The organism is Streptacidiphilus carbonis (genome assembly GCF_000787775.1).
Taxonomy (GTDB): domain Bacteria; phylum Actinomycetota; class Actinomycetes; order Streptomycetales; family Streptomycetaceae; genus Streptacidiphilus; species Streptacidiphilus carbonis.
On record NZ_BBPM01000047.1, the window covers coordinates 21559 to 33964 of the forward strand.

Here is a 12406-nt window from a genome sequence, read left to right on the forward strand (position 1 = left end):
GTGTGAACGGTCACGACGGATCAAGCAATCGCCCCGAGCCTTGCCGGGGAAGAGGACCGACTGTCGCGCATGGCCGTCGCCGAGTGTGGGTCTCCACGGCGGGCTGGTAACGCCGTGCGGGCAGGTGAGAGTGCGTTCCTGCCGGTCGATATGGAAGTCCACCTTGGTGGAGCCGGGATGCGCGGCGGCGCGGGGATCGTCGCGGACCGGGCCGAGGAGGATGATGTCCCAGCGCCGGGCGGGCTGGAGGCCCTGGCTGGTCGGGCCCGCGTGGAGGAGGCTCACGTTGCGCTCGGGCACTCGTGGTGGGTGCAACCGGTACTGGGCGGGCCTCGACGGTGTTGCGAGGCCCACCCAGCCGTGTGCCGGTTCTCTTGCGGTTCCGCCGGTGCCGGTGTTGATCCGGGCCGGCGCCTGGGGTCCGCGCCCAGGGCCGACACCTGGACCGGGACCGGGGTCGTCAGGTGCCCGGGGTCAGGGTGTCCTCCACACCGGGGTTGGCGGCCAGCCAGGTCTGCACGGCCTTCGCCTCGTTGCCCTGTCCGGCCTGTTGGATGTCGTTCTCCAGTGAACCGAGTTGGGCCTCCGTCAGGTGGAAGTTCTTCAGCCACCCGGCGATCTGCGGGAACTTCTGCGGGAAGTCCTTGTTGGCGAGCGAGTCGATCTGGTCGTGTGCGCCGAAGGCGCCCTTCGGGTCCGCCAGCTTGGTCAGGCTGTACTTGCTGTAGGCCCAGTGCGGGGACCACAGCACCACCGCGATCGGCTGCTTCTTCGCGTAGGCCCGTTCCAGGTCGGCCAGCATGGCCGGCGAGGAGCCCGCGACCAGCGTGAAGTTCTTGTCCAATCCGTAGGCCGGCAGCACACTGCTCTTGACCAGGCTCATCTCACCGGTGCCGGGTTCGATGCCGATGATCCTGCCGCCGAACTCCGACGCGTGAGCGGCCAGATCGGACAGCGAGTGGACGTCCTTCACATAGGACGGGACCGTGATCTCCAGCGAGGTCGGCGAGTACCAAGCGCCCAGGTTCACCAGGTCCTTGTGGTATTTCGCCCAGTACTGCGACTGCGCGTGCGGCAGCCAGCCGTCCAGTTCGAAGTCCACCTGGCCGTTGGACATCGCGGTGAACATGGAGCCCACGTCGAACTGCTGCAGGTTCACCTTGTAGCCGCGGCGCGTGAGGAGGTCGTCCCACAGGTAGCTGGCGGCGATGTCCTCGTCCCAGGGGAAGTAGCCGAGCGTCACGGTCTTGCCGTGGCCGGAGTCCTGCGGGGAGCCGCCAGGGACCGGCGCGAGCTGGTCGACCAGGCCGGGGTGCTTCGCCAGCCAGGACTGCACGGCCTGCTGCTCGTGACCGGTACCAGCGGCGTGCACGGCGTTCTCCAGGTCGGTCAGGTCCGACTGCGCCATCCTGAAGCTCTTCAGCCACTGGCTGATCTGCGGGAACTTACCCGGGAAGCTCTTGTTCGCGAGTGTGTGGATCCGGTCGCCCGCCCCGAACAGCCCCTGCGGGTCGGTCAGCTTGGTGAGGTGGTACTTGCTGTAGGCCCAGTGCGGTGACCACAGTGCCACCGCGATCGGCGTCTTGCTGCGCACCGAGCGGTCGAGGTCGGCCAGCATGCTGGCGGTGCTGCTCGCGGTGAGCTGGTAGTCCTTGTCCAGGCCGTAGCCCGGCAGCACCTTGGTCTGCAGCAGCTTCATCTCGCCCGCGCCCGGCTCGATGCCGGTGATCTTCCCGCCGAACTCGGACGCCTTGCCCTTGAGGTCGGCCAAGGTGCGCACGTCCGTGACGTACGAGGGGACGGCGATCTCCAGCGAGGTCGGCCCGTACCAGGAGCCCAGGTCGACCAGGTCCTTCTGGTACTGCGCCCAGTACGAGGCGTGCGTGGTGGGCAGCCAGGAATCGAGCTCGAAGTCAGTGGAGCCCTTGGCCATGCTCGCGTAGAGTGCGCCGACGTCCATCAGCTGCAGATTGGGCTTGAAGCCGCGCTGCTGGAGGACGTCCTGCCACAGATAGCTGGAGGCGACGTCCTCGTCCCAGTTGATGTAGCCGAGGTTGACGCTCTGTCCGTGCCCGACGTCGGTGCTGCTGGACGCGGCGGGCGTGGCGTCGGAGCCCTTGTCCTGGGCCAGGTTGAGACCGCCCGCGACGAGGGCGATCACCAGTACGCCGATCCCGGCAACCGCGCTGGCGGGCCGGTAGCGAAGGACCGACAGGCCGCGCGCCGAGTTGGCCTTGGCCAACGCGCGGCGGCCGAGCGGGGAGACCCGCTCGCCGAGCGCTGCGGTCATCCGGTCCAGGTACATGGCGAGGATCACCACGGCGGTGCCGCCCTCGACCCCCATGCCGACATTGACCTGGCTGATCGCCGTGTAGATCGACTGGCCGAGGCCGGGTGCACCCACCATGGCGGAGATGACCACCATGGACAGCGCCAGCATGATCACCTGATTGAGGCCGGCCAGGATGGTCGGCAGCGCCAGTGGCAGCTGCACGCGCAGCAGGGTGTTGCGCGGGGTGGTGCCGAACGCCTCGGCGGCCTCTACCAGTTCCCCGTCCACCTGGCGGATGCCGAGGTCGGTCATCCGCACGCCGGGCGGCATGGAGAAGACGATCGTGGCGATCGCGGCGGGCACGATGCCGGTGCCGAAGAAGAAGATGCCGGGGATCAGGTAGACGAAGGCCGGCATGGTCTGCATCAGGTCCAGTACCGGCCGCAGCAGCGCGTTCCCCCACCGGCTGCGGGCCGACCAGATGCCGAGGGGAACCGCGAGGAGAATCGTGATGACACTGGCCACGATCACCTGCGACAGCGTCTGCATGGCCGGTGTCCACAGCTGCAGGGAGTCGATCAGCGCGAGGCCGAGAAAGGCCAGCACACCGGAGAGCGGTCCGCGCAGCCAGAACGCGACGACCGCCAGGATCGCGGCCAGCAGCAGCGGTTCGGGTTTGCCCAGCACCCAGTCGACGCCGTTGTACATGCCGTTGACCACGGTGGTGACGGCGTCGAAGAGGGGTTGGACGTTGTTCTGCAGGAAGCTGACGACGTGTTCGGACCAGTTGCCCAGCGGGACCCGGTACATCAGCGGCTCCCCTCGGCGTCAGCGGACTCCATCGCGGTGCCGCCGGCGGTCGTGGCGGCGGACTGCGAAGCGCGCCCGAGCACTCGGTCCCGGTCCACGTCCTCGACGAACGCAGCCACGTAGTCGTCCGCCGGAGCGAGCACGATCTCGGCCGGAGTGCCCTGCTGGACGATCCGGCCGTCGCGCATCACCGCGATCCGGTCGCCGAGGCGCATCGCCTCATTGAGGTCGTGGGTGATGAAGACGATGCTCTTGCGCAGGTTGTGCTGGATCTCCAGCAGCTGGTCCTGCATCTCGCGCCGGATCAGCGGGTCGAGCGCGCTGAAGGACTCGTCCATCAGCAGCAGGTCGGCGTCGGTGGCCAGGGCGCGGGCCAGGCCGACCCGCTGCTGCATTCCGCCGGACAGCTCGTCCGGCCAGGACTGCTCCCAGCCCTCCAGGCTCACCAGGCGCAGTGCCTCAGCCGCCCGCCGGTCGCGTTCCTCACGCGGGACCTGCTGCACCTGCAGGCCGTATCCGGCGTTCTCCAGGACGCTGCGGTGCGGGAAGAGCGCGAAGTGCTGGAAGACCATGCTGATGCGGCGCGATCGGACGGCCCGCAGCTCCTTGTCGGGCAGCGTGGTCAGGTTCTGGCCACCGAAGAGGACCCGACCGGAGGTGGGACGGGTCAGTCCGTTGAGCATCCGCAGCAGTGTCGATTTGCCGGATCCCGACAGGCCCATGACGACGAAGATCTCGCCTGGTTCGACGTGGAACGAGGCGTCGACCACGGCCGCAGTGGTGCCCTCGGCCCGGAGTACCTCTCGATCGACTCCCCCGCGAAGGCGATCGACGGCATCGTCCGGTTTTCTCCCGAACACCTTGAACAGTTGGTCGGCCTCAAGCGTGGTCACGTGCACCTCTCGGTCAGGGCGGATAGGGCAGCCACGACCGTGCCGTGCTGGAGATTGGAAGGCCTCGCACAACCTGGTTCGCGACTGCGAAGCGGGCCGTACTGATACGACCGAACCCCGGATGTTCGAATGTGATCGAACGCCCTGGGCGACTTCCCGGCCCGTGTACCCGGAGGCCGCGCTCCGCAAAACCGAAAGTGACGGGTGACACGGAAGTTTCACCTCAGGCACGCAAAGTCATCGCCCCAGGTGGGATCTGGCATGAGGGCCATCATTGGTCTGAACCAATGCCGATTGGGGCCCATATGGGACCGGCAAGGACGCAGCGGCCGGACCGGGCCTTGGCGGTGGCCTGGCCGCAGCAGCGGGCGGCGCCGTGACGGCACCCGCCATCGCCCGCCGGCGGCGGGAGAAGTCCGCGACCCGACCGGCCGCCTACGCCAGCTCCCCCGCCGTCACCGCGTCCACCACGGCGTTGCGCAGCGCCGACAGCTGCGCATCGGCCGATCCCGTTGCCCAGGCAGACCAGGTCCACCCTGGCGGCCAGGGTCAGGATCGTAGCCCTGGCCGCCCCGTAGCGGGTGGGGACGGTTTCCATCTCCACGCGTCGGAGTCACACTGCCATCGCGCCGTTCCGGCGCAGGAACGGCGCGACGGCCTCCTCACGCAACCGACGGCTGAGCGTTGAAACCGGTCAGAGTGGATCTCCCTCCTCGGATGGTCCCGCTTGCATGTGACTAGTGGCTCATCTCGGATCCTTGGCCATGTAATTGATCCGGCGTTCGTTGCACGGCAGGCTGCTTCCACGTCGTGATCGTGGACGTGGTCGTGGGGCGTCGTCCGGGAGTGTTCGTTCGGTGAGCATGGAAGAGGGTCGTCGGCTACAGCGGATCAGCCGGACCTCGAAAGATCCGGTGCGCCTGCGGCGGGCGATCGTGTTGATGATGTCCGCGCAGGGCCAGTCGGTACCGGATATCACCTTGTTGATGCAGGTCAGCGCCGACTATGTGCGTGACGTCATCCGCGCGTTCAACGAGTGGGGTTTGAGGCGCTGGACCCAAAATGGAGCGGGGGACGCCCCCGGACGATCAGCGGCCAGGTGCGTGAGCACATTTGCTTGATCGCCCGGACGTCCCCCGCCGACTGGAAGATCGCTGCGTTCTCCACCTTGAGCCCTTGAGCCTGACCAAGCTCGCTGAGCACCTGGTCCAGCAGAACGTGGTGCCCGCCGTCAGCCGCGAGACTCTGCGGCGGATACTGCGCGAGGGCAAGGTCTCCTGGCAGACCACCACGACCTGGAAATCCTCGAACGACCCGGACTTCATCGCCAAGATGCACCGAATCCTGGCACTCTACGACTCGCCGCCAGCTGATGGCCGGGTGGTCTGCGTGGACGAGTTCGGGCCGCTCAACCTCTTACCCCGCAAGGGCAAAGCCTGGTGTCCGGCCCGCTCGCCGCGCCGACTGCGGGCCACCTACAACCGCTACGACGGCGTGATGCCATCGGCGCCTACGTGCACTGGCGCAATGCCCGGGGCCCGGCCGAAGAGACGCTTCGCGCCGGACTCGCCGATCCGTGCCTGGACCCAGTACCCCGTCCAGGCCGCTTGAGGCATCGCTCCACGCTGACCACGTGCGCTACCTGACCGAATCCTTCGCCCTCGCCGCCCTACGGCGAGGCCGGCCCATCGAACAGTTCCTCGGCGCGGCAGGCCGACCGGACAAGCCCGGCATTCGCTGGGTGGAGGTCAGGCCGGCACCTGCCGGATACACCGTCGTGCTCCACACCGCCGAGGACATCGGCGGAGAGCAATTCTGCGATCTCGCCGAGTTCCCCGCCCTCGATTCCGACGGCGAGGAGGACTTCGGCCAGGAGATCGCCACAGCCGAGGACAAGTCGCAGGCCATGGCGACCGCCGAGGCCAGCACGGGAGCCGTCCCCGGCCGGTGGGTCAACGCCGGCATCGCCCAAGACGAATACCTCGACTTCGTACGGGCCGGACGCACACCACGCCTCACATCGACTGCAGAACCGACCTGACCCCGTCACACGACGACAGGATTCGGCACATCAACGCCTCGTTCGCCGGTCAACCTTCCGAGCAGAGCCACTAGGAGGGTGTCGGTGCTGCGCTCCCCCATCCGCTCCAGCGACAGGATCTGATCACGGGTCAGGGTGAACAGGTCGGCAAAGTCCTCGATGAGTCCGAGTTCGACCAGCTGGACCACGATCTTCTCGCCGAGGCCGTCGATGCCCAGGGCCCGGGGCCTCGGTCGCGCGGTCGACCTCGACCAGAAAGCACCGGCAGTTGCTGCTCGGGCGCTCGCAGGACGGCGTCGGCCTGGGCGCGGCGCTTGTTCGGGGCCTCGTGAACGACCTCGGTAGTCCACGACAGGATCGTGCCCATACCCCGCCCCCAGTGCGGTGCCGCCGGTGAGGAACGCCAGGATCGTCTCGTTCACCGCCATCGCGTGCGGAGCCCCCGACCGCCCCGCGCCCCAGGCGATGTTGCCCACCTCCCGACCCGCGGGCGTCATCTGCCTCGCTGGCGCCGTTCGGTTCGACAGTTGCCGCGGCCTGGTGGGCAACCGCCGGACCATTCAGGCCGTATCGGCCGTCAGCAGCGGGCGGACCACGTAGACGGTCGTAAGGCGTTCCTTCACGGTGCGTTCCCAGTCCACCTCCCAGCCCAGGCGCTCGGCGACCTCCGCGACGGCGCCCGGGCCGGCCCCACGGAAAGCGCCCGCGGTGAGCTTGACGGTCCCGTAGCGGGGCTCGGTCGGCGCGGGCTTGTTCTTGGCTGCTGCGCGGGCGACTGCCTTGGCGTGGAGTTCGTCGGAGCGGGTGACGCCCTTGCGCAGCAGCTTCTCGATCCGGGCGCACCACTGCTGCCGGGTGCCGCCGCGCTCTAGCCGGTAGCGCTCCCGGGAAAGGATCACGAAGTCGCCACAGGAGAGCTCGCCGCTGCCACGAGTGCCACTGCCGCCGATCTGGATCGGGTCACTGGGGCTGAGCGCGCTGATGGCAAGGAAAACGGCGAAGAGGGCGGCCAGCAGCGCACCGCCGACGGCCAAGAAGAGCCACTGAAACCAGAACTGCCACCAGACCCCGGCCCTGGAACGCGGTGGCAGGGGCCCGAGTTCGGACTCAGGAGGCCGCGCCGCGGGAAGCGGCAGCGGGTCGAACAGGCCCATGGTTCCCCCTTATTGGCCAGGCGGCGTCAATCGTCGCCGCCACCCTACCGAAGCCGGGAAGCCGCCCCGGGGCCGTCAGCGCTTCAGCGGACGCTGTTGGCCATTTCGGGCCCTGTTGCTTTGCCCCGTCGACTTGGTCGGCGGGGCAAGGCTGCGAGGTGGCTGGTTCGGGGACGGGCCCGCCGTCGCGCTGTCATCGGGTAGCCCGGGCTCAGATGCCCGGGCTACCGACCACCTTCTCTCGAGGTGCAGTCGCGAAGCTACACAAAATTGAACGAGCCGGTTCCGGAGTCCACCAGCCTTACCTGCTGGTGGCGATGACCGACGGCGCGCGTCACCGTTCCTCCGCTCCGCGCCGGTCCGACTGCTCGATCCGGTCGTCACATGGCAGGTCGGGCAGCGGGCGGGCGTCCTCGCGCTCGACGGCCGCCTGGTGGAGGCGCAGCACGCCGTAGCCGCCGATCTGTTCGGGCTCCCGACCGGTGAAGTGGGCGAGTACGGTGCCGTCGGGTGCTCGTAGGGTGCGGCGAGTGCCCGACTCGTGGCCGTCGCCCGTTCCCGACTCCCACCTCTCGGCGGTGACGGTGATGTGCGACCAGCGGACCGCGCGCATCGAGTCGCGGCCGGCGATCACGAAGCCGTTCTCGAAGCAGTAGAGGTGCGTCATCGGGCCGCCCTCGCGTCGCTCGAACCGGGGCAAGCAGGTGAGGCCGGCCAGGCCCAGGCCCATGACCAGCCCCAGGGTCGTGATCAGACCTTCGGGCCAGCGGGGAACACCGCGGACCAGCTCGTAGCCCGCCGCCCCCACGAAGAACACGCCCAGCATCATGAAGAACCCGTCGCCGACCGCGGATCCCGGGACCGCGAGCCTCCGGTACCCGCCCAGCCCGTCGGCCGACCCCATCTCCAGCGCCGCCTCGCGTTTGCTCACGCAGCCCTCCCCGCACCGGTGCCCGCACCCACGGCCCCGCCGTGGGGTCCCGCCTCCTCCAGGGAGACGCTGCGGAGCCCGCCTGGGTTCCTCGGCGAGGCAGCGCACGGGCTTCCTGCGTGAGCCGCTCAATTGCTCATGCGCTTCTGGGATGGCTCGGCTCAGTGGCGTCCGAGGCCAACGACACGGCCGCACAGACCCTCCGCCGGCATGGCTTCGTGCCGCAGGACTATCCGCCTTTTACCCAGGCGCACCGGTTGCTGCCGCTGCTGTTCGGTCCCGTCTACGCGCATGTGCATGACCAGGACCTGGCAGTTCGCGAGGCCGCCATCGCCGCGTGCATCCTCTTGGTCGACGATGCGCGACTGCGGCAGCACCGTGCGATGCTGATCACCTTGGTCCGCGAGGTTCTCGGAGCAAGCACTGTGTGGCAGTACCGGGAGCGGGCGATCGAAACGTTGGAGGACTGGGGCGAAGACGCCACTGGCCTGGTTGGCCGCGATCCCTGGGCCTTTATCAACGCCGACCTACCCGGTTGCTCGCATGGGCAGGACTGCCCCAACGACAAATTGGCGGACCAGCTGCCGTTTTGATGAATCACTCGGCGTTCGAACAGCGAGTTCACTGTCCGCGACGGCTCCCCAAGATCTGGGCCAGAACCGAGATTTGACTCCACCGGGGGTCTTGCGGTTCGACTATCACGATGCATCTGGTGGCCCAAGTGCCCGTTCCGAAGGTCGAGTTGTATCGCGGCCGATCCTCGTTGAGCAGCGAGGCGCCGCCCGCATGGGGTGCGGGCGGCGCGGCCGGGCGGTGGTCGGCCGCCCGGCGCGGTGCGGGTGGTCAGGCGGGGTCGGACGGCTGGGGGACCGTTCGGGCGCGCGCGATGCGGACGACGGCGGCCAGGAGTGCCGCGCCCGCGAGCGGGGCGCAGGCCAGAGTAGTTGCGGCGGCGATGTGGTGAACGGTGAGCTGGGAGTCGTCACTGAACACCACAGCCCAGGGCAGTGCGGTCAGGCCGATCCCCACGGTGCGCAGCGGGTCTGGGCGTGGGCGGGTGAGCAGGACCAGGACGGCGGTCGCTGGGAGCAGTCCTGGCCAGCAGTACAGCAGCAGGTAGCTCAGTGAGCCGGGGCCGACGTTGTGGCCGAGCAAGTAGCCCAGCGCGACGGTGAGGGGTGCGCCCAGCAGCGCTGCCGCACCGATCACCCGGCGGTTGCGCTGCCGGGCGACGTCCACCAGGTCGGGCGGGGCCAGCACCACCAGCACGCCCAGGGCCACCGAGAACCACAGGACATGGGCGCCCTCCCCCAGCGGGATGAGCCAGCGCCACGTGGTCGGGGAGGGCCAGGTGGCGATGATGAGCAGCACGGTCTTGACAGCGGTGGCCAGCAGGGAGAGCATGCGGGCCGGTGTCCAGCGCCCGGTCAGTGCGCAGGCCAGGGCTGCGATCCAGGGCAGGTTGTCCACCGCGGCCAGGGCCGTGAGGCCCGGACCCAGGCCCCCTGAGAGGATGTCGGGTGCCAGGACCACCACGAGGAGCAGGCTGAGGCCGGCGGCTCCGGCCAGGGCGAAGGGCGCTGCGCCGGCGGCGATGCGCCCGGCGGGGTCGGTGGAGCTGAGCCGGGTGCGCAGCCGCAGCGCGTGGGCTGCCAGGTCGGAGTGTTCGCGCAACAGTGGCAGGCCGGTGAGGCCAGCTGTGGCCTGGGCATGGACCGCGGCGATCTCCGGTCCGTGCAGGTTGCGGTATCGAGCCGGGTACAGGCGCAGCAGTCGGGGTTCAGGTGCGCGGTCGGAGGCGGTCATGCGGTCACCGTCCCGGGGCCGAACGGCTGGCCCGGCGGTCGGCTGGCCCTGGAGGCCGGGAATCGGGGCAGTGCGAGGCGGCGCTGGGCCTCGCGCACGGTCAGGCTCAGCCGCTCGGTCTCCGCGACCAGGGTGCTGCGGCCCGTATCGGTGAGCGCGTAGCTGCGGCGCAGCCTGCCCCCGACGACCTCCTCCGCGTGGACGTGGACCAGGCCCTGCTGCAGCAGCCGGTCCAGCGCCGTGTAGAGGGTGCCGGTGCGCAGCCGCACCTGGCCCCCGGAGATGGTGAGTACTTCCTGCACGATCGCGTACCCGTGCCGCGGCGCGTCAGCCAGCGCGGTGAGCACCAGCCTCGTCGGCTCCTGTAGTTGACGATCACTCATGGACCGAGCATGAGGCAGTCAATCGGTATATGTCAATGGTCGGCCTATAGTCCGCCACTCGAAGACAGGCGAGGACACGGATTGCGGAAATCCTTGAGAGGGCGTCTCGCTGTCCATAGGTCCGGCCTTCCGGGTTGCAGGCCCCGCAACCCGGGGCCGGACCTTCGACGCCCCTCTACTTGCCGGGGCGACCGAGCTGGTGAACGGTCCAACCCTGGTTGCGCCACGGCGCGGGGTCCAGGGTGGTGCGGCAGTCGACCAGTAGCGCCGTCTCAGGCAGGCCCGGGCACCTCGCACCGGCCGGTCGCCCAGGGCGTCGCCGATCAGGCTCATGGCGACGCCGGTGCGGGACTCGTTGATCCGCACTCCTCCAACGCCCGGTCCGACGGCTGACGCTGCCCTCCACCGTCCCGACCGCGCACCGGCGGCTGGAGCGGTGGTGTGTGGCGCGGACATGGGAGCTGGCTGGGTCAGCAGGGAGCTCACCCAGTTCCGCCGCATGCTCACCGGCACCCACGGCCCCCACCTCAGGTTCACACCTCGCGGAGCAGTAGGAAGTTGTCCCGCTGACCGGTGACGCTGTCCAGGACGGTACTCGCGTCGGGCTTGGCCCGACAGATCAGGCTCACCGCTCCCCGGCACCGACTTCGACCAGTACTTCCCCGCTGGAGCGCCAGGAATTCCTCACCTGGACGGCATGCGAGCCCACGGTGACGGGGCTGTTGACCAACTCCCCGCGCCGCAGCAGGCCGACACGCTTGCCGTCGATGTAGACCTCATAGCGCCGCAACTGCGCGTAGGTGTCCGCGTCATCGCGATAGACGGAGACCTCGGTGGTCGTCGAAGCAGCAGCAGACCGCGGTCTCGCCCCCATGGCCTTCTCACTCGCCAGCAGGAAGGCTGGCTGTCCGGAGACCGTCACCATCACCTGAGCAGCACAGCCGAGGCCAAAAGCCACCAACCCGGTCAAGGCCACGGCGAAAGCCGCCACCGGTTCCGTACGGTGCCCGGCTCCATCGGTGGGGAGCCAGGCACCGCCTATTACTCCAGCCGTAGATCGTGATCATGGATGCGGCGGTCGTCCGTCGGTGCTGAACTTGATCCGGTGATGTCGGCGTGGGTGTGAGGTACGCGCAGGGCGCCGGACTGACCGACCGGGCATCCGGAAACCGTCTCAAGGGGAAACCCAGTCGACCGCACGGGCGGGGTTGCCTACGCTGCACTGCGTGATCCCCGCACTGCGCGTCCGCCGACTCTTCCACGCCGTGGAGGAATACCAGGGTGTGGACGTCTTCCTCGCCGTCGTCGATCCGTGGCTGGACGAGCACGCCGATGTCGTCCGGGAGTCCCTCGCGCCGCTGGCCGACTTCGGCGGATGGACGCGGACCAAGTATCAGTTCGGCGATCCCCTGGAGACGGCGTACGCGCTGAGCCGCGTCAGCGATGCACTGATCTACAAGTTTCAGCCGCTGCTGCCGCCGGGCTCTGAGATCCCCTGGGCGCACGACATCCACGAGCCTGAGCGCTGGCCGCATGTCACACGTGACCAGTATCTGGCTGTCTTCACCCGGCTCGGCATGGCCCCGATCGGCGACATCGCGTTCGAACCGTTCTTCCACGAGGTCGTCCACGTCGCGCAGCATGAATACTCGGGGGCGCCGGTGGAGATCACCGGGACGGTCTGGCCGGGCCTGATGTTCGGGGAGATGCTGTTCAGCCGCGCCGGTGTGACGGTGCGTGCTGGCGGCCGGCACCTGGTCGCGGGAATCGCGGACAGGTCGCCGCTCCACGATGTATTCATGCGCCGTTACCGGGAGACCTCCGACGGGTCGCTGGGCTGGGGCAGCAACTCGCAGTGGAAAACCGACTTCCGCCGCGACTACCTCACCGATGCCGCCTTCCACTTCGACGTCGACGAGGAGCCCGACTCAGGCCAGGACCTCCTCGGCGAGCCGAGGAGGTTGACGGCGGCCGAGCGATCGGCCCTGGTGCGGCACCGCTGCTTGACCCGTCCCCTCCAGGATCCAGATGCCTGGCAAAGCGCCTGCCCGGGCGGGCGGCTCACCGTCTCTCGGGCCTGATCCACTCCGAGGTCCGGTCCCGCCGTACCGACATC

At 68.9% G+C, this 12406-nt stretch carries 12 protein-coding genes and 1 pseudogene; 5 read left to right on the forward strand and 8 right to left on the reverse strand.

Features of this window, described 5'->3' with window-relative positions; genetic code table 11:
* Nucleotides 1-460 precede the first annotated feature (460 nt).
* Entirely contained in the window at nt 461-3082 is a 2622-nt protein-coding gene (locus TR46_RS28475; protein ID WP_042406713.1) for an ABC transporter permease/substrate binding protein, read from the reverse strand.
* 23 nt (nt 3083-3105) lie between these two features.
* Nucleotides 3106-3981, reverse strand: a pseudogene (locus TR46_RS28480) (quaternary amine ABC transporter ATP-binding protein); the annotation flags it as partial.
* A gap of 857 nt (nt 3982-4838) precedes the next feature.
* On the opposite strand from TR46_RS28480, the gene TR46_RS43720 reads away from it, so the two are divergent.
* Genes TR46_RS43720 through TR46_RS28490 form a run of 3 tightly spaced genes read left to right on the forward strand, consistent with a single transcriptional unit; the run spans nt 4839 to nt 6016 of the window.
* On the forward strand, nt 4839-5096 hold the full coding sequence (locus tag TR46_RS43720) for a helix-turn-helix domain-containing protein (RefSeq protein ID WP_236655558.1): 258 nt from the start codon (nt 4839-4841) through the stop codon (nt 5094-5096).
* Nucleotides 5097-5151: 55 nt separating this feature from the next.
* Entirely contained in the window at nt 5152-5586 is a 435-nt protein-coding gene (locus TR46_RS43725; protein ID WP_201776457.1) for a hypothetical protein, read from the forward strand.
* A gap of 22 nt (nt 5587-5608) precedes the next feature.
* The gene (locus tag TR46_RS28490) at nt 5609-6016 is read left to right on the forward strand and encodes a hypothetical protein (RefSeq protein ID WP_042406716.1); all 408 of its coding nucleotides are present in this window, start codon (nt 5609-5611) and stop codon (nt 6014-6016) included.
* Nucleotides 6017-6021: 5 nt separating this feature from the next.
* Here TR46_RS28490 and TR46_RS43270 read toward each other — a convergent pair whose 3' ends face one another.
* From TR46_RS43270 to TR46_RS28505, 3 genes are all read right to left on the reverse strand, one after another.
* Nucleotides 6022-6438 (reverse strand): hypothetical protein, encoded by a 417-nt coding sequence (locus TR46_RS43270; protein WP_152626727.1) that lies wholly within the window; start codon nt 6436-6438, stop codon nt 6022-6024.
* Between the two features lie 138 nt (nt 6439-6576).
* Nucleotides 6577-7170 (reverse strand): hypothetical protein, encoded by a 594-nt coding sequence (locus TR46_RS28500; RefSeq protein ID WP_042406722.1) that lies wholly within the window; start codon nt 7168-7170, stop codon nt 6577-6579.
* Between the two features lie 334 nt (nt 7171-7504).
* Nucleotides 7505-8101, reverse strand: a complete 597-nt coding sequence (locus tag TR46_RS28505; protein ID WP_042406725.1) for a hypothetical protein — start codon at nt 8099-8101, stop codon at nt 7505-7507.
* Nucleotides 8102-8220: 119 nt separating this feature from the next.
* On the opposite strand from TR46_RS28505, the gene TR46_RS28510 reads away from it, so the two are divergent.
* Nucleotides 8221-8694: a hypothetical protein gene (locus tag TR46_RS28510; protein WP_152626728.1), complete on the forward strand. Its 474-nt coding sequence runs from the start codon at nt 8221-8223 to the stop codon at nt 8692-8694.
* Nucleotides 8695-8944: 250 nt separating this feature from the next.
* Here TR46_RS28510 and TR46_RS38340 read toward each other — a convergent pair whose 3' ends face one another.
* From TR46_RS38340 to TR46_RS28525, 3 genes are all read right to left on the reverse strand, one after another.
* Nucleotides 8945-9907: a hypothetical protein gene (locus TR46_RS38340; RefSeq protein WP_052433161.1), complete on the reverse strand. Its 963-nt coding sequence runs from the start codon at nt 9905-9907 to the stop codon at nt 8945-8947.
* Nucleotides 9904-10290 carry a PadR family transcriptional regulator gene (locus TR46_RS28520; protein WP_042406728.1) on the reverse strand — a complete coding sequence of 129 codons (387 nt, stop codon included), beginning with the start codon at nt 10288-10290 and terminating at the stop codon, nt 9904-9906. The genes TR46_RS38340 and TR46_RS28520 overlap by 4 nt, the downstream gene beginning before the upstream one ends.
* A gap of 625 nt (nt 10291-10915) precedes the next feature.
* Nucleotides 10916-11281 carry a hypothetical protein gene (locus TR46_RS28525; RefSeq protein WP_042406731.1) on the reverse strand — a complete coding sequence of 122 codons (366 nt, stop codon included), beginning with the start codon at nt 11279-11281 and terminating at the stop codon, nt 10916-10918.
* Nucleotides 11282-11516: 235 nt separating this feature from the next.
* Between TR46_RS28525 and TR46_RS28530 the strand changes: the two genes are divergently transcribed.
* Nucleotides 11517-12371 (forward strand): hypothetical protein, encoded by an 855-nt coding sequence (locus TR46_RS28530; protein WP_152626730.1) that lies wholly within the window; start codon nt 11517-11519, stop codon nt 12369-12371.
* The last annotated feature ends 35 nt before the right edge of the window (nt 12372-12406 follow it).

Coding starts and splice junctions, on each gene's coding strand:
- TR46_RS43720 (WP_236655558.1), top strand. CDS start 4,839: ATGGAAGAGGGTCGTCGGCTACAGCGGATCAGCCGGACCTCGAAAGAT.
- TR46_RS38340 (WP_052433161.1), bottom strand. CDS start 9,907: ATGACCGCCTCCGACCGCGCACCTGAACCCCGACTGCTGCGCCTGTAC.
- TR46_RS28520 (WP_042406728.1), bottom strand. CDS start 10,290: ATGAGTGATCGTCAACTACAGGAGCCGACGAGGCTGGTGCTCACCGCG.
- TR46_RS28500 (WP_042406722.1), bottom strand. CDS start 7,170: ATGGGCCTGTTCGACCCGCTGCCGCTTCCCGCGGCGCGGCCTCCTGAG.
- TR46_RS28475 (WP_042406713.1), bottom strand. CDS start 3,082: ATGTACCGGGTCCCGCTGGGCAACTGGTCCGAACACGTCGTCAGCTTC.